The sequence below is a fragment of the Stenotrophomonas sp. HMSC10F06 genome (genome assembly GCF_001807865.1).
Lineage (GTDB): Bacteria > Pseudomonadota > Gammaproteobacteria > Xanthomonadales > Xanthomonadaceae > Stenotrophomonas > Stenotrophomonas bentonitica_A.
The window spans coordinates 114442-133550 of record NZ_KV791259.1 but is presented as its reverse complement, the minus strand read 5'-3'; the positions used below and the strand labels follow the sequence as shown (position 1 = coordinate 133550).

Annotated in this window: 13 protein-coding genes; 6 read left to right on the top strand and 7 right to left on the bottom strand. The window is 66.0% G+C overall.

The window, feature by feature from the left end:
• Positions 1-4: 4 nt before the first annotated feature.
• The 3 genes from HMPREF3113_RS04220 to HMPREF3113_RS04210 form a co-directional block, all read right to left on the bottom strand.
• On the bottom strand, positions 5-1342 hold the full coding sequence (locus HMPREF3113_RS04220) for a sigma-54 interaction domain-containing protein (protein WP_070470967.1): 1338 nt from the start codon (positions 1340-1342) through the stop codon (positions 5-7).
• A gap of 246 nt (positions 1343-1588) precedes the next feature.
• Positions 1589-2350: a C40 family peptidase gene (locus HMPREF3113_RS04215; RefSeq protein WP_235318920.1), complete on the bottom strand. Its 762-nt coding sequence runs from the start codon at positions 2348-2350 to the stop codon at positions 1589-1591.
• Positions 2351-2496: 146 nt separating this feature from the next.
• Entirely contained in the window at positions 2497-3036 is a 540-nt protein-coding gene (locus tag HMPREF3113_RS04210; RefSeq protein ID WP_070470965.1) for a C40 family peptidase, read from the bottom strand.
• A gap of 111 nt (positions 3037-3147) precedes the next feature.
• Here HMPREF3113_RS04210 and HMPREF3113_RS04205 point away from each other — a divergent pair, with 111 nt between their 5' ends.
• The 6 genes from HMPREF3113_RS04205 to HMPREF3113_RS04180 all read left to right on the top strand — a co-directional run bounded on the left by HMPREF3113_RS04205 (position 3148) and on the right by HMPREF3113_RS04180 (position 8774).
• Complete coding sequence (locus tag HMPREF3113_RS04205) at positions 3148-3627, top strand: FKBP-type peptidyl-prolyl cis-trans isomerase (protein ID WP_019182632.1); 480 nt, start codon at positions 3148-3150, stop codon at positions 3625-3627.
• A gap of 83 nt (positions 3628-3710) precedes the next feature.
• Positions 3711-4958 (top strand): DUF418 domain-containing protein, encoded by a 1248-nt coding sequence (locus tag HMPREF3113_RS04200; protein WP_070425613.1) that lies wholly within the window; start codon positions 3711-3713, stop codon positions 4956-4958.
• Between the two features lie 154 nt (positions 4959-5112).
• Complete coding sequence (gorA, locus tag HMPREF3113_RS04195) at positions 5113-6468, top strand: glutathione-disulfide reductase (RefSeq protein WP_070470963.1); 1356 nt, start codon at positions 5113-5115, stop codon at positions 6466-6468.
• A 262-nt stretch (positions 6469-6730) separates the two neighbouring features.
• Entirely contained in the window at positions 6731-7651 is a 921-nt protein-coding gene (locus HMPREF3113_RS04190) for a DMT family transporter (RefSeq protein WP_026069690.1), read from the top strand.
• An 11-nt stretch (positions 7652-7662) separates the two neighbouring features.
• Entirely contained in the window at positions 7663-8010 is a 348-nt protein-coding gene (locus HMPREF3113_RS04185; protein ID WP_083298717.1) for an MGMT family protein, read from the top strand.
• A gap of 89 nt (positions 8011-8099) precedes the next feature.
• Positions 8100-8774, top strand: coding sequence for a rhomboid family intramembrane serine protease (locus HMPREF3113_RS04180; RefSeq protein ID WP_070470961.1), 675 nt, complete (start codon positions 8100-8102; stop codon positions 8772-8774).
• Between the two features lie 99 nt (positions 8775-8873).
• Here HMPREF3113_RS04180 and HMPREF3113_RS04175 read toward each other — a convergent pair whose 3' ends face one another.
• The 4 genes from HMPREF3113_RS04175 to HMPREF3113_RS04160 all read right to left on the bottom strand — a co-directional run.
• Positions 8874-10886 carry a M13 family metallopeptidase gene (locus tag HMPREF3113_RS04175; RefSeq protein ID WP_026069692.1) on the bottom strand — a complete coding sequence of 671 codons (2013 nt, stop codon included), beginning with the start codon at positions 10884-10886 and terminating at the stop codon, positions 8874-8876.
• Positions 10887-11088: 202 nt separating this feature from the next.
• A complete protein-coding gene (locus HMPREF3113_RS04170; RefSeq protein WP_070470959.1) occupies positions 11089-14181 on the bottom strand; it encodes a TonB-dependent receptor in 3093 nt (1030 codons plus the stop codon).
• 220 nt (positions 14182-14401) lie between these two features.
• A complete protein-coding gene (locus tag HMPREF3113_RS04165; protein WP_175440329.1) occupies positions 14402-16510 on the bottom strand; it encodes a M13 family metallopeptidase in 2109 nt (702 codons plus the stop codon).
• Positions 16511-16730: 220 nt separating this feature from the next.
• Positions 16731-19109, bottom strand: a 2379-nt coding sequence (locus HMPREF3113_RS04160) for a TonB-dependent receptor domain-containing protein (RefSeq protein WP_254665237.1), incomplete at its 5' end; no start/stop codon positions are given.

Below are 19109 nucleotides of genomic sequence, written 5' to 3'. Positions count from 1 at the left end.
CGGCTCAGCGCAGTTCGGGCAGCGCGAGCTGGTGCTTGCGGCACAACCGGTAGACCGTCACCCGCGAGACCTGCATGTGACGGGCGCAGGCGGTGACGTTGAAATCGTGCTGGCGCAGTGCATGCAGCAGCGTTTCGCGTTCGGCGATCTGCTTTGCGCCGTGCAGGCCGCGTTCGGTGCTGGCCAGAAGCGGCTGACTCAACTCCAGGTCCGCCGCCGTGATCAGCTCGGCATCGCTGACGATCGCCGCACGCTGGACCCGATTGAGCAGCTCGCGCACGTTGCCCGGCCAGCCGAAGCGTTCGAGCGCCTGCACCGCCTCGGCCGTGAAGCCGCGCGCGCGGGTGACATGGCGATGCCGGAAGCTGCTGAGGAAATGGTGGGCGAGCAGTGCGATATCACTGCCGCGCTCACGAAGCGGCGGCAACGGCAGGCGCAGCACATTGAGCCGATAGAACAGGTCGCGACGGAAATGGCCTTGTTCGACCGCCTTCTCCAGATCCACGTGAGTGGCCGCGAGCACGCGCACATCGACCTCCAGCGGCCGGTTGCTGCCGACGCGTTCGACCGTGCCTTCCTGCAGCACCCGCAGCAGGTTGGTCTGCGCATCCAGCGGCAGGTCGCCGATCTCGTCCAGGAACACGGTGCCGCCACTGGCCGATTCGAACAGGCCCAGGCGCCGCGTCGCCGCACCGGTGAAGGCGCCGCGCTCATGGCCGAACAGTTCGGACTGGACCAGCGCAGCCGGAATGGCGCCGCAGTTCACTGCCAGGAACGGGCGCGCATGCCGTGCCGACAGCGCATGCAGCGCTTGGGCGGCAAGTTCCTTGCCGGTCCCGGTCTCGCCGGTGATGAGCACCGGCAGGTCCACCGGCGCGTACTTGCGGATGGCCGCACGGGTGACCTGCAGCACCGCGCTGTCGCCGATCAGGGACTGAGGGCCATGGGCGGCGGGCAGGGATTCGGCGCCGGCCAGCTGCTGCAGCCGCTGCACGACGCGCGGCAGGTCGATCGGGGCGACATAGGTATCCACGCACGCCGCCAGCAGCGCATCGAGCACCGGCGAGGAGCGCAGCGGCGCAGCAGGCAACAGCGCCAGCAGGCTCATGTGGCGGTGATCGACCAGCAATTGCTGCAGGTGGGCCAGGTTGGCCGGCACCACCGTGCGCAGGTCAAGCAGGCCGACCACCTGGTCGCTGCCGCGCATGCCGATCCCGGCGCATTGTTCGGGGGCCACGCTGCGGACCTGCCAGCCGGCCGCAGCCAGCGTCGCCCGTTCAAGCGCGAGGGGTTGCCCAAACCAGATCACACACCGGGCAGGAAAATCGGGGACAGCCGCCATGCGTCACCTTGTCGACGAGAATCGCGGGCGGTGTCTGCTGCCTGATCGGTTGCCACGGACGTGCCGCCCCACGTCCGGGTCCGTCCCCCGCCGCAGCACGTGTGCGCCGGGCGCGTCGCCGGTCGGGAAAAAGACCGTGACAGAGAAGGGAACGCGGGTTGGGGCGATCAGCGGCCACTGCCGCGGCCCAACGAAAAAGGCCGCTGCAGGGCAGCGGCCTTCGATCCGGTGGTCCCGCAGGGCGGGTCAGAGGTCGACGCGGCGGGCCTGCATGAACTTGCCACCCCAGTAGCCGCTGACCAGGCTGTCCACACGGACGTCCTTGCCAGTGCTCGGGGCGTGCAGGAAGCGGCCTTCACCCACATAGATGCCGACATGGTCCACACGGCCCTTGCGGCCGAAGAACACCAGGTCGCCAGCGGCCAGGGCGTTGCGATCGTTGATCAGCTGGGCAGCGCCGTCATGGGCCATTTCGCGCGAGACACGCGGCAGCTCGACACCCAGCGCGGTACGGAACACATAGCCGACCAGGCCACTGCAGTCGAAACCGCTGTCCGGCGAGGTGCCGCCCCAACGGTACGGGGTGCCCAGCAGGGTCATCGCACGGCGCAGCAGGGACTGGACCTTGCCGTTTTCGGCGGCGTCGCCGGCCACGGTAATCGCGCCGGTGCTGGCATCGTAATTGGCGAGCAGGCGGCTCAGATCGCCGGCGAACATCGCCGAACGGTCCATGAGGGGGATGGTGTCGTTGGCCGCCAGGTGCGGAAGCAGGGCGGCGAGGGTGGCGCTGGCAGCGGCATCGGCCTTGCTGCGGGCCGGCGCATCAGCCTTGGGCTTGGCCGGCGCGGAGGAATCGGGGGCAACAGTGACAGGGGTTGCAGAAGCTTCGGGGGCGATCGTCGGTGCGGACTGCGCCCAGGCCGGAAGGCTGGCCAGGCAGAGCGCTGCAGCGAGGAAAGCGGGTCGGGCACGTCGCCGGGTTGCGGCGGTCTGGCCTTTGCAAGTCAGGTCGTCTGTCGTCACGCGGCGGTCACTGAATAAAAACGATGGGTGATGATGCCGTGTAAGCGCAGTGATTAGGTACAAATTCCGTTAATTTTTCGTTTACAACTATGTGATTCGCGTCACAAATTTGTACCTTACCCCTGTTCAGCTTAGTTAAGGACGCGTTTCGCGCCGGTGTAGTGGTCCTTCCAATACGGTCCGCCCAGCGAGTCCAGCCGGACCGTGCCGCCGGTGCTGGGGGCGTGCACGAAGCGGCCTTCGCCCACATAGATGCCGACATGGAAGACATTGCCCTTGTTGCCGAAAAAGACCAGATCGCCGGGCGCCAGCTGCTTGGGATCGATCTTCGGTCCCTGCACGGCGGCCAGATCGCGCGAGGTGCGTGGCAGGCGAAGATCCAGCATCTCGCGATAGACGTAGGCGACCAGGCCGCTGCAGTCGAAACCGGATTCGGGCGTGTTGCCACCGTAGCGGTAGGGCGTGCCGACCAGGCCGATCGCACGCATCAGCACCGAGTTGGCGGCCTGCGGATCGTTGGGGGTGACGTTGGGCCAGACCTGGGCCGAGGCGGGCGGCGGGGCCGGGCGGGTGGTCTTGCCGCCGCCGCAGGCGCTCAGCAGGGCGATGATCGCCAGCAGGGCCACGTGGCCGGGCAGGCGGGTCAGGCGCGAAACTGGCGTCATGTGCATGTTGTCCGGATAATGCGCGACCTTAGAAGGCCGTCATGATGGCGGCGTATCCGGCAGGCCACAACCCGCCTCACCCGTCTGCCCTCGGCAGTCTCCAGACCAGAGTTGCGCATGAAGATCGAAAAAGACCGCGTCGTCCGTTTCCATTACACCGTCGCCGAGCAGGGCCAGGAGCCGATCGAGAGCTCCAGGGACCGTGATCCGCTGGCGATCCTGATCGGCCACGGCAACATCATCCCCGGCCTGGAAAACGCCATGATGGACAAGGAAGCCGGCGCCACCTTCGAGGTGGACGTCAAGGCGACCGACGCCTACGGCGAGCGCCGCGAAGGCCTGACCCAGCGCGTGCCCAAGAAGCACTTCGGTACCAGCAAGCTGGTCCCGGGCCAGCAGGTCGTGCTGCAGACCAACTTCGGCCCGCGCGCGGTGACCGTGGAGAAGGTCGGCATGAGCGTGGTCGACGTCGACCTGAACCACCCGATGGCCGGCAAGGACCTGCACTTCAACGTCGAGATCGTCGACGTGCGCGAAGCCAGCAAGGAAGAAATCGAGCACGGCCACGTGCACGGCGACGGCGGCCACCAGCACTGAGTGCTGCGCCCCCTCGTTGATCCAACGGCCCGCTTCGGCGGGCCGTTTTCGTTTCCGCGGCAGGCCGCCGTGCGCACGGCATAATGACGGACCTGGTCAGCGGATTGCCTGTGAACGCAGCTTCTTCTCCTTTGCAGCCGGTGGGCGCGCATGAGCGCATCGCCGTCATCGATATCCTGCGCGGGTTCGCGTTGCTGGGCATCCTGCTGATGAACATGGAGGCGTTCAGCGGTCCGCTGGACCTGTCCTTCACCGGCATCGATCCGCACTGGCAGGGCGCGGACTACTGGGCCGACGCGGCGATCTACGTTCTGGTCCAGGGCAAGTTCTTCACCCTGTTCTCGCTGCTGTTCGGCGCCGGCTTTTCCGTCATGGCGCAGCGCGCCGAAACGGCTGGCCGCGCGTTCGCACCGTTCTATCTGCGCCGCAGCGCCGCCCTGCTGCTGATCGGCCTGTGCCATGCGCTGCTGGTGTGGTCCGGCGACATCCTGGTGATCTACGCGTTGATCTCGCTGCTGTTGCTCGCCTGCCGCGAAGCGCCGCGCAGTTGGCTGCCGGCGATGGGCGCGATCAGCTACCTGGGCGCGGCCGGGCTGGTGCTGGTGCTGGGTGCACTGATGAGTTGGATGGCCAGCATGGAGCACGCGCAGGACCCGCTGCGCGAGGCCATCGCCCAGGCCCAGCGCACGATCGAACTGCAACGGCAGGCGTACGCGCACGGCACGTGGGGCGAGGCCGTCGGCCAACGCCTGCGCGACCTCGGCGCGATGCTCTCGGGCATCTTCGTGATCGGTCCGGAAGTGCTGGGCATGTTCCTGATCGGCAGTTGGTTCGCCCGTAGCGGCGCGCTGGCCGAGCCGGAACGGTTCGCGCGGCTGTATGCGCGGCTGCGCTGGATCGCCCTGCCGGTCGGCCTGGTGTTGATGCTGGGCAGTGCAATCTGGCATCCGTACCAGGCCCCTGGCACGCTGGATCTTGCCGGTGGCGTGGCCTACGCCGTGAGTGCATTGGCCGGGCTGCTGATGTGCCTGGGGTACCTGGCCTGGATCGTGCACTGGCGCGCGCGGCTGCAGTTGCTGGCGCCGATGGGGCGGATGGCGTTGACCCACTACATCGGGCAGTCGCTGGTCTGCACCTGGGTGTTCTATGGATACGGACTGGGCGCGTTCGAGGCGATGCCCCGGCTGTGGCAGATCCCCTTTGCGCTGGCGCTGTTCGCGCTGCAGGTCGGCATCAGCCATGTGTGGCTGCGCTGCTTCCGCTTCGGGCCGCTGGAGTGGATCTGGCGCGCGATGACCTATCTGCAGTGGCCGCCGCTGCGCCGGACCTGACCCCGTCGCGCCGAGCCCCTCACGTCTGGATCGCGGCCGGTCATGGCATGCTGGGAATGCGCATGAGCGTCGGCACCGGCGGTTGATGGCAGAGCTGATCAACTGCCCGCGCGCCGGCGATCGATCCTGCCCCTTACCGAGTTGAGCGATGCCAATGACGACGCAATACGACTATGACCTGATCGTGCTGGGCGGTGGTTCCGGCGGCCTGGCCGCGGCTTTCCGCGCTGCGCAGCATGGGCAGCGGGTGGCGATGCTGGAGCCGGGCGAACTCGGTGGCACCTGTGTCAACGTCGGCTGTGTCCCCAAGAAGGCGATGTGGCTGGCCGCCGATCTGTCTGCACGCATCGGCCTTGCCGCGGCGATGGGATTCGATGTCCCGGTACGCCCCTCGCTGGATTGGAAAGAACTGGTGGTACACCGCCAGGCCTACATCGCCAACATCCATGCCAGCTATCTCAAGCGCCTGGATGAGAACAAGGTGGTGCGCGTGCCTCGCCGTGGTCGGCTGGTCGACGCGCACACCGTGGAATGCAGCGATGGTGTACGCATCAGCGCCGCGCACATCCTGATCGCCACCGGCGCGCATCCGCAGCGCCCGGACATTCCCGGCGCCGAGCTTGGCCTGGTTTCCGATGATTTCTTCAACCTGTGCAGCGCGCCCGAACGCGTCGCGATCGTCGGCGGCGGCTACATCGCCGTCGAGCTGGCCGGGCTGCTGCAGGCCCTTGGCAGCCGCGTGACCCTGCTGGTCCGTGGCGAGCGCCTGCTGGAGCGCTTCGATGCGGAGCTTACCGGACAACTTGCCGAGAATCTGCGCCATCAAGGCGTGCAGGTCCACTTCGGCTACCGCCTGCGCGAGCTGCGCCGTGACGGCGATGCCATTGTGGCGTTCGGGCACGATGGACCCGCAGATGGCCAATTCGATGCCGTGTTCTTTGCCACCGGCCGGCGCGGCAACAGTGCCGATCTCGGGCTGGAGGCGGTCGGCGTGGTGGTGGGCGACAAGGGCGAGGTCGAGGTCGATGCGTGGCAGACCACCGCGGTACCCAGCGTGCACGCGGTGGGTGACATCGCCGGCAAGGTCGGCCTGACCCCGGTGGCGATCGCCGCGGCGCGCAAGCTGATGGACCGCCTGTTCGGTGGCCAGCCCCAGGCGAAGATGGACTATGAGAACGTGGCCAGCGTGGTGTTCTCGCATCCGGCGCTCGGCGCCGTGGGGCTGAGTGAAGAGGAGGCGTGTGCGAAGTACGGCGACGTGCGCGTGTACCGCAGCAACTTCCGCCCGATGCTGCAGGCGCTGGCCGACGGCACCCAGCGCAGCGTGTTCAAGCTGGTCTGCGTGGGCGAGGAGGAGCGCGTGGTCGGTGTGCACCTGCTGGGCGAGTCTGCCGATGAAATCCTGCAGGGGTTTGCCCTGGCGGTGAAGATGGGCGTGACCAAGGCCCAGTTCGACGACACCGTGGCGATCCATCCGACCTCGGCAGAAGAAGTCGTACTGATGCGCTGAAAGCGCGCCAGCGGCGTGTCGCCGCCGAAGCCGCGCCCGGGATCCAGGTAGTGCCACGCCATGCGTGGCAACCGCGCACGAAGCGGCACAGCCTTCCGCAGGCGCCGGGTCTTTCGGTCGGCCGAGCCCTTTTCGCCGTTGAAACAGGATCGGAGCGCCGTTCCCGCAGCGTCTGCAGGCGCAGAACACCCGCCGCCACGCATGCGACAATGGCCGCCCCACCTGCTGCCCAGCCGCCTCCGTGCGGCTGTTCGCCGTCCTGATGTCGTCACCCGCTTCCTCGCTCCCCACGTCCTCCAGTCGCATCGCCGCCGGCGGCATCGCCTTGGCCGCGATCGGGGCCATTGCCGCCTCGGGCAAGGCGGTCATCGTCAAACTTGCGTACCGGCACGGGGTGGATGCCACCACGCTGCTGGCACTGCGGATGCTGATGGCCTTTCCGTTGTTCGCGGTGCTGGCGGTATGGTCGGCGCGGCGCGCGCCGGCATTGTCCTGGGGCGACCGCGGGCGCGTGGTGTGGCTGGGCTTCACCGGCTACTACCTGTCCAGCCTGCTGGACTTCCAGGGCCTGCAGTACATCAGTGTCACCCTGGAGCGGCTGATCCTGTATTTGAACCCCACGCTGGTGCTGCTGATCAGCCTGGTCCTGCTGAAGAAGCGCCCTGGTCGCTGGCAGGTGGCGGCACTGGTGCTCAGCTATCTCGGCGTGCTGCTGGCCTTTGGCCATGACCTGCAGCTGGAAGGCGGGCGCATCGTGCTGGGCAGTGCACTGGTGTTCGCCAGTGCGCTGAGCTATGCGCTGTATCTGTTCGGCAGCGGCCAGGTGGTGGCGCGGATCGGCGCGATCCGCCTGACCGCCTACGCCAGCTGCGTAGCCTGCGTGCTGTGCGTGCTGCACTTCGCGGTGCTGCACCCGATGTCCGCCCTGGGCCAGGCACCCCCGCCGGTGTACTGGCTGTCGCTGATCAATGCGACGGTCTGCACGGTGCTGCCCGTGATGGCGATCATGCTGGCGGTGAAGCGGATCGGCTCGTCGCTGGCCGCGCAGGTCGGTATGCTCGGTCCGGTCTCCACCATCGTGATGAGTCTATGGCTGCTCGACGAACCCATGGGAACGTGGCAGATCCTCGGCACGGCCCTGGTCCTGCTCGGCGTGCTGCTGGTCAGCCGGGTCCGCGCGTGAACGCCGCTGCCATGGGCGATGACGCGGCCGCGCAGGCACGGGCGCGGATCCTGGCGGTGATCCATGCGATTCCGCGCGGGCAGGTGATGGGCTACGGCCAGGTCGCCGCCAAGGCCGGGCTGCCGGGCAGGGCGCGGCTGACCGCACGCGTGCTCGGCATGAATGACGACCCCGACCTGCCGTGGCACCGCGTGCTGCGCTCGGACGGGCGCATTGCGATGCCGGAAGGCTCGGCCGGCTGGAAGGAGCAGAGCCAGCGGTTGCGTGCCGAGGGCGTGGTGGTGGAGCGCGGCCGGGTCAAGGGAATGCCGGTGGCCGGTGGCAACGATCTGGATGCCGCCCTGTGGGGGCCGGGCTGACGCTGCCTGCGGGTTGAACGCGGGCGCTGGCGCGCAGATCGCAGCGGGGTGCTGCGGCTATGATGGAGGCAGTTCCAAAGGATGCCCCCATGTTTCCGCGACTGCCTACTGTCACCAAAGCGCTGTTGATCGCCAACGCCGTGCTGTTCCTGCTGCAGCAGCCATTCCTGCTCGGCAACGGCACCTTCGAGCCTTTCATGCTGCAGCCCCTGGGCGGCGGCTTCGATCCGTTCTCGCCGGGCGGCAACTTCCAGCCCTGGCAGCTGCTGACCTATGGCTTCCTGCATGGCAGCTTCGGCCATCTGTTCTTCAACATGCTCGCGCTCTTCATGTTCGGCGCGCCGCTGGAACAGACCTGGGGTGAGAAGCGCTTCCTGATCTATTACCTGGTGTGCGTCGCCGGTGCCGGGCTGTGCCAGCTGCTGGTCGGCATGATGCTGGCCGATCCGGCCACGGTGCTGGGTGCGTCCGGTGGTGTGTTCGGCCTGCTGCTGGCCTACGGCATGCTGTTCCCCAACCAGCGGGTGATGCTGCTGTTCCCGCCCATCCCGATGAAGGCGCGCACGTTCGTGATCGTGTTCGGTGCAATGGAGCTGATGCTGGGCGCCACCGGCTGGCAGCCGGGCGTGGCCCATTTCGCCCACCTGGGCGGCATGCTGTTCGGCTGGCTGCTGATCCGCTATTGGCGCGGCCAACCGCCGTTCAACAACCGGCGACCGCCGGGCCCGCCGAAGCGGCCCAACCATCTGCGAAGCATCAAGTAACGCAAATAACAGGGACGGAGGTAGTTAATAACCACCTCCGTCCCCGTTAAATGAAAAGGGCGCCCAATGGGCGCCCTTTTCGTTGCTGCCTTGCTGGGCTCAGCGCCAGACCTTGATCTGGTCGTTGTCCACGCGCTGCATCGGCTGGCCCGGCTTGCAGGTGAACGTGGCACCGAAGGCCGGCAGGTTGGACAGCGGGCCGTTGGTGCGCCAGCGGCCCGGGGCCAGGATGTCCGAGCTCAGGCGCTGGGCGGCGACGTTCGGCGAGAGCTGCTGCGGCCACAGGCTCGCCCAGGCACGGAAGAAGCCCTGCTGTGCGGCCGGCTTGGCGGCCGGCTCAACGGCCTTGTAGGCCTCCCACGCCAGTTCGAGGCCGGCCAGGTCGGCCAGGTTCTCTTCACGGGTGAGTTCACCGTTGACCTTGGCGCCCTTCACGCCCGGGTAGTCATAGCCGCTGTACTGCGCGGCCACGCGGTTGCCGAACAGGGTCCAGGCGGTCTTGTCGGCCGGGGTCCACCAGCTGCGCAGTTCGCCCTTGGCATCCACCAGCGCGCCCTTGGCGTCGATCGCGCGGGTCAGCTCGTGCGCGACCAGCGCGCCGTAGCTGCCGAACAGGTCGGCGGTATCGCCCTTGGCATTGAACACCGGGCCCTGCAGCACGGCGGCGGTGACGATCAGGCGGTTCTGCGCGATGTCGTAGGCCAGGGCCGGCTGCTGCGGCAGCACGTCCCAGCGACGGTCGGCGTTGCCCTTGCCGATGCGCTTCATCTCTTCGCGGTGGCGCCAGGTCGAGGCGATCAGCATGTTGCCGCCAAAGCTGCCACGGCCCATCGGCTGCACGGTGTAGTCCAGATCGCGCAGCGGGGTGCCGATCTCGATCTTCAGCGCGGCCAGCTTGGCCTGCGCTTCGGTCTTGGCCTCATCGCTCATCCAGGTGCTGCGCTTGACCGCATCGATCTGCACTTCGCGGATCTTGTCCACCACCAGCGCCGCCTTGCGACGGTCGTCGGCCGAGAGGTGCTTGGCGGCGTACTCGCGGCCGACCATCGGGCCGGCGGCGACGTTGATCGCATCCAGCACCTGCTCCCAGCGTGCCGGCGGCAGGGTCTGGCCACGCATCACGCGGCCGCGGAACTCGAACTCGGCATCGCGGTAGGCCTTGGACAGGTACGGGGCCATCGCATCACCCACTCGCCAGCGCAGGTAGACCTTCCACTGCTCCGGCTTGAGCCGGGTGACCATGCCGTCGAGCTGCTTGAACAGCGCCGGATCGGACAGCGAGACCAGGTCGTCATTGACGCCCTGTGCCTTCAGGAAGGCCTCCAGCTGCAGGTTGCGGTAACGGCTGTTGAGCTCCTTGGTGGAGATCGGCGCGTAGTTGTTGAACGGGTTGTTGATGCCAGCCAGCGACTGCGCATTGCGCGCCAGTTCGGTTTCCAGTGCGATCACCGACTGCGATTCGGCATCGAGCTTGTCCGCCGGGGTGCCGGTCAGCGCCAGCACCTGCTTGACGTAGGTGCGGTAGCGCGCCATCAGCGCGACGGTGTCGGCATCGGTACGGGTGTAGAACGCCGGATCCGGCAAGCCCATGCCGCCCTGCATGAAGTAGCCGATGTGGCGGTCCAGTGCCTTCAGGTCCACGTCCGGGGCGAAGTTGAAGGCCACCGGGATGCCCACCTGGTGCAGCGCGGCGATCGAGGCCGGCACGTCCTTGGCCTTCTTGATCGCGTTGATGCGGGTCAGCAGCGGGGCGATCGGGTTGGAGCCATCGGCTTCCACGGCGGCTTCGTCGAGGCCGCTGGCCCAGAAGTCGCCGAGCAGCTTCTGCACGTTGCCCTGCGGCGCGGTCATCGCGCCATCCAGCAGTTCACGCTGCTGCTGGCGTGCGCGGTCGGCCAGCTGGCCCAGTGCGGTGGTGGCACCGGTCTGCGGCACCGGATTGGCTTTCAGCCAGGTCGCATTGGTGGCCTCGTAGAAGTCGCTGCACTGGGCGCTGACAGCCGGCGCACGGGCGGCGGCCTTCTTCTTCGGCGCGGCGTGCGCATCGGGAGCAGCGACCAGGGTGACCAGGCTGATGCCCAGGGCAATGGCAAGCGGACGGAAGTTGGGCATGTAAAGCAAATCCATCGAGGATTGAAGATCGCGCGAGTGTATCAAGCCGCGATGCATGGCGGCATGCAAGGAAGGGCAGGCAGGCGGCACCGTGGGCCAAGCGGGGGCTGAGGCACAAAAAAGCCCCGCCGGAGCGGGGCAGGAGAGAGCACGGCCAAGCCAACCAGGGCCCGGCCAGGTGGCCGGGGCCCTGCAGGGTGGATCAGAAGTCGTATCGAGCGCTCAGGCGGACCTGGCGCGGGGAGTTGTAGTTCAGTGGCTGGTTGTAACGCGGATCCGGGGTCACCCGGTCGGTCGCGTAATTGCTGTAGTACGACCCGGCAACCTGGCGATTGAGCACGTTCAGAACGTCCGCCTGCAGGCTCAACTTGTTGTCCGCCCAGTTCGGCGTGTAGGCCAGGGACAGGTTGAGGTTGAAGCCCCACGGCGTGGTGCCGTTGTCGCCGCGTGGCGAGAACCGGTAGTCAGCTGAGGGCGGAATGTAGCCGGCACTCCCCGGGGCGGTGCCGCTGCCGGCCAGGCCACAGAAGTGGTAGTACGCGCCGTTGTACAGGCCCTGGTCCGCAGTTGGGTAATAGCTGGTGCACGAACGCGGGCGGCCGGAATCGATCAGCAGGGAGCCACCGACGCGCCACTCGGGCGTGATCCGGTAGGAACCGTAGGCCTTGATCTGGTGCGCACGGTGGTTCGGCAGCGGGCCATTGGCGCCGACCATCAGCTGCGGCAGATCCCAGTCCTGGGTCACCGAGACGTCGGTCTGACCGCCCGCGCCGGTATCGAGATCCGATGCCAGCTGGCCTTCGGTATTGCCGTAGTTGCGGGCGAAGGTGTAATTCACCTTGCCGTAGAACCTTTCACCGATCGAGCCTTCCAGGAACAGGTCAAGCGCGTAGTACCGGCGCTTGAGCTTGGGCAGATCGAGTTCGGCGGCGGAGTAGGTGTGCTTTGCCAGCGTACCGTCGGCCTGCTCTTCCCAGAACGTGTTGCCTACCCCCGGGTTGAAGATGAAGCAGCCGCCTCCCAGTGCCGGGGTGCAGGTGTCATCGATCGCACTTTTCAGGTCACGGTAGGTCACCTTGGCACCCCATACGGCGTTCTCGCCCCAGGCCTGTTCCATGCCGACGATGAATTCGTCCTGGTAATGCGATTTCAGGTCGACCGCGGCAACCGTGCGCGGATCGGGTGCATCGCCGCATTCCAGGTTGGAGGAGATGGCGTTCGGGTTGCCGGGGCAGGTATAGCCCAGGCTCGGATCGACGGGAACGTTGACCAGTCCGGTCGGCGTACCATCGGCAGCAACGCCGGTATAGGTGAAGTACTCCATCGTATACAGCGAGCCGGAGGCCGCGCGGACCGCAACGTTGTTGGGCAGGGCCAGGTGATAACGGCCCGCATTGGCGAACAGCTTCAACGAAGCATCGCCATGGACATCCCAGACGCCACCCAGGCGCGGTGCCCACTGGTTGTCCTGCTTGACGTACACCTCATCGGCGCTGGTGAAGTTCTTGAAGGTCTCGTTGCGCAGGCCCAGCGTCAGCAGGACGTTGTCGCTGACCTGCCAACGGTCCTCGAGGAACTGCGCGGACTGTTCGGTTCTTACCTTGGCGATCTGGGTGTAGTACTGCTGGCGAACGTAGTACCCCTGGCTGCCCAGGCCACCGGCCGAGGCCGGCGAACCGACGCCGTGGGAAGCATCGATGGCGGCATTGGGGTTGTTGGAACGGCTGTACACCCAGATGAACCCGCCGCCGTACTCGCTGCCGGTGTACGACTCTGCTTCCATGACATCCAGGCCGGCGCGCAGGTCATGGTTGCCCAGGCGATAGCCCACGTCCAGGCGCCAGCCCTTGGTTTCATCGTAAGCACCTGGGACGTTGACCGTGGCGGCCGTCCAGCAGCCGGCATAGTTTGCGGCCGGAATGCCGGGTGCGCGTGCGGTGGCCACGGCGGACGTGCGCGGGCAGGCCGGATCGTAGCCCCACGGATTCTGGCTGTGATCGATCTTCTGGGTGCCGTACAGCGCCGACACCGTGAGGTCATCGGTCAGATAGCCGGTGTACTTGCCGATGTACAGTTTGGACTTGTCCTCGTTGCTCGTGCCCGCGTTCTGCTCGTTGCCGTGGGTGAAATCGGCGTAGTTGAAGGTATAGCCGGCGCTGTCGTACTTGGTGACGTCGGAGATGCCGGTGAACTCAAGCAGGTGATTGTCAGTGATGTTCCAATCGATCTTCGCTGCCCAACGCGGATACTCGTAGGAGTATTCCTGCCATGCGTTGGTGGTCGTTGCAGCGGCCTGGCTCGTCGATGCCACGCCGGCACCCTCACGCTTGGTCACCTCGACATTGGCGTAGATGAACAGTTTGTCCTTGACGATCGGGCCGCCGACGTACGCGCCGGTGGTCTGGGTCCAGCTCTGGTTCTTGTTCCGCAGCTGGTACAGCTGGCCATCCGTGCGCTTGGTCGGATCCGGATTGTCCGCACCGTAGAAACCGGTATCGGCGAAGTTGCTGTTGCGCGGGCTTGCACGCAGGGTTTCCGGGCTCCAGTAGGCGTAACCGCCGCCACTCCATTCATTCGTGCCGCGCTTGGTGACGATGTTGACGACACCACCAGTGGCACGACCGAATTCGGCGCCGTAGCCACCGGTCAGGACCTGCTGCTGCGAGATCGCATCGAAGGGAAGCGTGGTGAAGCCGATCGACGACAGCGGGTTGGTCACTGCGAAACCATTGATGTAGAACGCGTTTTCGGACGATGCGGCACCGCCGAAGCTGGGGACCGTGACGCCACCGGAGGTGTAGCTCGCGTTGGAAATCACGCTGGGCGCCAGCAGCGCCACGCTGGCGATATCACGGCCGACCGCGATCTCCTTCAGCTGTTCCGAGGTGAATACCGTGCGGGTGTCGGTCTGGCTGACGTCGATCTTGGGCACGGCCGTCGCCCTGACCTCAATGCGGTCCAGCTGCTGGACGCCGGTGCCGGAGAAGGAAACCTCGGTGCCACTGGCGATCACGACCTGCACCCGTTCGCGGACTGCGATCACCTGGCCATCTTTCTCGACGGTCACCTTGTAATTGCCGTTCGGCAGATCGCTGGCACGGTAGCGACCATTGCGGTCGACGGTCACGGTACGGCTGGTACCGGTGTCCAGGTTCTGCACGCTGATGGTGCTGCCGGGTTCGCCGGTACCGTAGATATTGCCGGTAACGGACTGCGCGTGCGCTGCCCCGGCCAGGCACAGGCCCAGCGCGATGGTCAGGGTGGCCCGACGAAGCGGCATGGCTTGCTTGATCATCAACTTCCCCCATTCAATTGAAAGAATTAACGGGTGCTTAATGAAGCCCCGTTAGCTGAATATCAAATAAACCATCTGGTTGCAACAATTCTGTCATTCAATTTTTACATCAGAGACAAAAACACCCGTTCGTTACGCATGCGGCCGTAGATCGGGAAAACGACAAAGGCCCGGGTTTCCCCGGGCCTTTGCATGGGTAACGCTCAATAAAGGGCGCTTGTTACCAGATAACGACCTGCTGGTCGCCAGCGCGCACCATCGGCGAGCCGGCCTTGCACTGGAAGGCCGCGGCGAAGGTGGGCAGGTTCGACGGGGCACCCATCGCGCGGAACTGCGCCGGGGCATGCGGGTCGGTCGCCAGACGGACCTTCATGTTCTCCGGGGTGTACTTGGTGCGCCACACGGTGGCCCAGTTGAAGAAGAAGCGCTGGTCACGGGTGAAGCCGTCGACCTTCGGATCTTCCTTGCCGGCCGAGGCCTTCTGCAGGGCGTCGTAGGCGGTGGCCAGGCCACCCAGGTCGGCGATGTTCTCGCCCAGGGTCAGCTTGCCGTTGACCGGCTGGCCGTCCACCTTGTAACCGTCGAACTGCTTGATCAGCTTGCCGGTCAGGCCGCTGAAGTTCTTGGTGTCCGCCTCGGTCCACCAGTTCTCGAAGTTGCCGGTCGGCCCGAAGCGGCTGCCCTGGTCGTCGTAACCGTGGGTCATTTCGTGGCCGATCACCGCACCGATGCCGCCGTAGTTCAGCGCGTCATCGGCCTTTGGGTCGAAGAACGGCGGCTGCAGGATGGCGGCCGGGAAGACGATCTCGTTCTGCAGCGGGTTGTAGTAGGCATTGACCGTCTGCGGGGTCATGCCCCACTCCGTCTTGTCCACCGGCTGGCCGATCTTGGACAGCGCGAACTTGTAGTTGAACGCATTGGCGGCGCGGACGTTGCCCAGGTAGCTGTCGCGGCCGGTGGTCAGGCCGCTCCAGTCACGCCACTTGTCCGGGTAGCCGATCTTCGGGGTGAAGGTTTCCCACTTGGCGATGGCCTTGGCCTTGGTCTCATCGCTCATCCAGGTCAGCCCCTGGATGCGCTCCTTGAGGGCGGCGGCCAGGTTCTTCACCAGCTCTTCCATCTTGGCCTTGGCTTCGGGGGAGAAGGCGACCTTCACGTACAGCTGGCCGAACGCATCACCGGCATCGTTTTCGATGGTGCCCAGCACGCGCTTCCAGCGCGGCTTCTGCTCCTTCTGACCGTTCAGGGTCTTGCCGTAGAAATTGTAGTTCTCATTGACGAAGGCATCGGCCAGGTACGGCGAGGCGCTGTCCACGGTATGGAAGCGCAGGTAGGCACGCCACACCGACGGATCGGTGTCACCCAGTGCCTTGCTCACTTCCTGGTGGAAGCTGGGCATGGCCAGCGAGAACTTCTCCGGGGCGGCGATGCCCTGGGCCTTGAAGAATTCGGTCCAGCTGAAGTTCGGGGTCAGCTTGTCCGCGTCGGCCACGGTGACCGGGTTGTAGAACAGCGAGACATCGCGCGAGAGCTCGACGCTGGACTTGGACGCCTTGGCCAGGCGCGTTTCGAACTTGACCACATCGGCGGCCTGCTTCTCAGCGTCGGCCGTGGCCACGCCGGCCAGTTCCAGCACCTTGGCCACGTGGGCCCGGTAAGCCTTGAGCTTGTCGGCGTTCTTGGCGTCGGTGTAATAGGTGGTGTCCGGCAGGCCCAGGCCGCCCTGGCTGGCGTAGGCCAGGTTCATGCTGGAATTCTTGAAGTCCGCTTCCGGACCGAAGCCGAACAGCACGTTCTCGCCCTTGGCGGCGCTGGTGCGCAGGTAGTTGGCGATCGCGTCCTTGTCCTGCAGGCCGTCAATGGCGGCCAGGTCGGCCTTGATCGGCTCGATGCCCTGGGCGTTGATCTTGGCTTCGTCCATGCCGGTGGCCCAGAAATCGCCGACGATCTTCTCGATGCCGGCCGGGTTCTTGACCGCCGCGACCTGCTCGGCGAGCTGGTGCTGCACGGCGACCGAGCGCTCGTCCAGGATGGTGAAGGCGCCCCAGCTGGTGCGGTCGGCCGGGATCTCATTGGCGGCCAGCCACTTGCTGTTGACGTAGTCACCGAACGCGCCACAGGCGTCCATGCTGGTGTCCAGGTCGGACGGGTGGAAGGCGTTGTAGGCCGGCAGCTTGCTCTCGTCGAGCTTGTACTCGGTAGCGGCCGGGGCCGCCGGCGCGGCAGTGGAGGCTGCGCTGTCCGTGGCCGGGGTTTCGTTCTTGCCGCAGCCGACCAGCGCGGCCGAAACGGCCAGGGTCAGCAGTACCAGTTTGGGTGTACGTGCGATCACGTGATTGGCCTCCAGGCCGGAAAAGTCGTGCAGGAATGGCCCCGAAGAGCCTGTGGGCCAGACGATACGCCGCCGGCCCGGCCTGCAAGGGTGTCGAAGGTCATGGCCGATGGCAAGAGGCCTGATCCGGTCAACTGCGGACGTGGCCCCGGCCGGCAGCGGCCAAGGAAAAGCCCCGCCTTGCGGCGGGGCCTGGGGGTGTCATCCCGGGTTCGGCTCAGTTGGTCTTGGTGCCGAAATCGTACTTGGCCTGCACATACACCGCGCGTCCGTACGGGTTGTAGATGCTGCTGTTGTACGGCGAGGCGATGTTGCCGGCGTAGCTGTGGGCTTGGCCGTCGGGCATCTTGTTGAAGACGTTGTTGACCATCAGCGACAGGGTCAGGTTGTCCAGCGCCCGGTAGTTCACACTGAGGTTGTAGGTGGTGTAGGAGCCCCACTTGCCGGCTTTGTAACCGGACGGGTGGACGTAGTCGAAGCTCTCGCCCAGGTAGGACATGTAGTTCGGCGTCTTGCCGATGTAGTTGAAGTACAGCGTGGTGGTCCAGCGGTCCTTGGCCCAGCCCACCGAACCATCGGTACGGACCTTGGCGTAGGCGTCGTAGTACCACATCGCATACGGGTCGCGCAGCAGATCCAGATAGTCGTCGCCCGGCTGCGGCTGCAGCTCGCGCTTGAGGATGTTGGTGTAGTTGCTGGCGAACTGCAGCGAGCCGAAGCGGCCGATGTCCTGCACGTACTTGAAGCTTGCCGTCAGGGCCTGCAGGTTCTGGCGCGCGACGTTGAGCTTGGGCGTGAAGATCTGCTCGATGTTGCCGGCCGCATCGCGGGTGATCCAGTCGGCGACGTTCTCGCAGCTTGCCGAGGTCGGGTTGCCCTGGCCATTGCGGCAGTAGTACTCCGCGCGCAGCAGCTGGTCCGAGCTCAGGGTGTCGACTTCGTTGTCGATCTTCCAGTTGTAGTAGTCGACCGAGACCGAGAGGTTGTTCATCGGCGCCCAGACCACGCCGGCGTTCCAGACATCGGCGGTGATCGGTTCCAGCTCCGTGTTGCCCGCCTGCACGCCGAACACCGACTCATTGCCGTACGGGCAGGCGAGGGTGTCGGCCGGGGCGTAGCCGAGCTGGCCGCAACGGTAGTAGTCGACCGCGCCGTTGGCGTAATACCCGCTCTCGCCCTGGAAGGCGTCGGGCAGGGTCGGCGCACGGAACGCGGTGCCGTACTTGCCACGGAACAGCAGGCTTTCGATCGGACGGAACTCCACGCCGACGCTGTAGGTGGCCTTGTCGACGGTGTTGTCGGCGATCTTGTAGGCGTCGTAGCGACCCGAGCCGGTCACGGTGAGCGAGTCGATCAGCGGCAGGCGCAGTTCGGAGGTCACCGCGTAGTTGCTGCGATGGCCATTACCGGCCACCGAGGTGGTGCCCCACACGCTGCCGTCCATCAAGCGCTCATCCGGACGGTAGTCCCAGCCTTCGCTGCCGGCTTCGGCGACCACGGCAAAGCCTGCATCGCCACCGGGCAGGGTGAACAGCGAGCCGTTGGTGAGCTGGAAGCGGCCCAGGTTCTGCCAGGTCTTGCTCTGGTTGTAGGTGTAGCCGGTGAAGGTCTGGAAATCGCCGGCTGGCAGCTGCGAATAGAACGCGCCCCAGTTCGGGCTGTAGATGTTGTAGCCGTCATCGGTGGTGCCCAGCACCGGGCCGAGCACGCGGTTCTCGAAGTAGCTGTCGATGTCATCGGCCCAGCGTACGAAGCCGCGCTCGGTCAGCTTGTATTCGCCGCGGCTGAAGCTGGCGCTGTAATCCCAGTTGCCGAACGTGCCACGCCCGCCCAGGGTGACCTGGTAGGCCTTGTTGCGGTCGGTGTTGAGGATGTCCTTGTAGCCGTTCGGCCCGATGTCCTCAGGCGCGAACGCGCGCTGCAGGTTCATGTACTGATCGGTGTCCTGGTCATAGAACGCGCCGAAGCTCAGGTCGCTGCCCCAGAACGTATACCCCGAACCCGGCGTGTACTTGACCTCTTCCAGGCTGTACAGCGCATCGGCGAACAGGGTGAAGTTGTCGTTCACATCGAACGTCATCGAGCTGTAGAACTGGCTGCTCTCCTTGTCGTTCTTCAGCGTGCGGTAGCCGGCGCCGTAGGCCGAGCCGCAGGACTCGCCGGCCGCGCGCGTGCCCAGCACGGTGGTGCCGCCGAACTGACCGGCGACGCTGGCGCAACGGGTCGGGTCCATCATCACGAACGCGTTGTTGTCGGCGGGCAGATAGACCAGGAAATCGTTGGCGGGCACCTGCGCGCTGTAGCCGACGCGGTTGTTGGTGCGGGTCAGGTCGCGCTGGTAGCCCCAGATCGGGTTGCTCTTTTCGTACTGCACGTTGACCAGTGCATTGAAGCGGTCATCGGCGCTGTTGAAGCCCCTGGCGCCGCTGACGCGGATGTTGTTGCCGCCGCCTTCGGTGGTGGCGCCGCCGCGGACATTGAGCACGCCGCCATCCATGCGCTCCTTGAGGATGATGTTGACCACGCCGGCGATGGCGTCAGAGCCGTACAGCGAGGACTGGCCGCCGGGCAGGATCTCGATGCGCTCGACGATGTC

Coding starts and splice junctions, on each gene's coding strand:
- HMPREF3113_RS04220 (WP_070470967.1), bottom strand. CDS start 1,342: ATGGCGGCTGTCCCCGATTTTCCTGCCCGGTGTGTGATCTGGTTTGGG.
- HMPREF3113_RS04210 (WP_070470965.1), bottom strand. CDS start 3,036: ATGCACATGACGCCAGTTTCGCGCCTGACCCGCCTGCCCGGCCACGTG.
- HMPREF3113_RS04205 (WP_019182632.1), top strand. CDS start 3,148: ATGAAGATCGAAAAAGACCGCGTCGTCCGTTTCCATTACACCGTCGCC.
- HMPREF3113_RS04200 (WP_070425613.1), top strand. CDS start 3,711: ATGACGGACCTGGTCAGCGGATTGCCTGTGAACGCAGCTTCTTCTCCT.
- gorA (WP_070470963.1), top strand. CDS start 5,113: ATGACGACGCAATACGACTATGACCTGATCGTGCTGGGCGGTGGTTCC.
- HMPREF3113_RS04190 (WP_026069690.1), top strand. CDS start 6,731: ATGTCGTCACCCGCTTCCTCGCTCCCCACGTCCTCCAGTCGCATCGCC.
- HMPREF3113_RS04185 (WP_083298717.1), top strand. CDS start 7,663: ATGGGCGATGACGCGGCCGCGCAGGCACGGGCGCGGATCCTGGCGGTG.
- HMPREF3113_RS04180 (WP_070470961.1), top strand. CDS start 8,100: ATGTTTCCGCGACTGCCTACTGTCACCAAAGCGCTGTTGATCGCCAAC.
- HMPREF3113_RS04175 (WP_026069692.1), bottom strand. CDS start 10,886: ATGCCCAACTTCCGTCCGCTTGCCATTGCCCTGGGCATCAGCCTGGTC.
- HMPREF3113_RS04170 (WP_070470959.1), bottom strand. CDS start 14,181: ATGATCAAGCAAGCCATGCCGCTTCGTCGGGCCACCCTGACCATCGCG.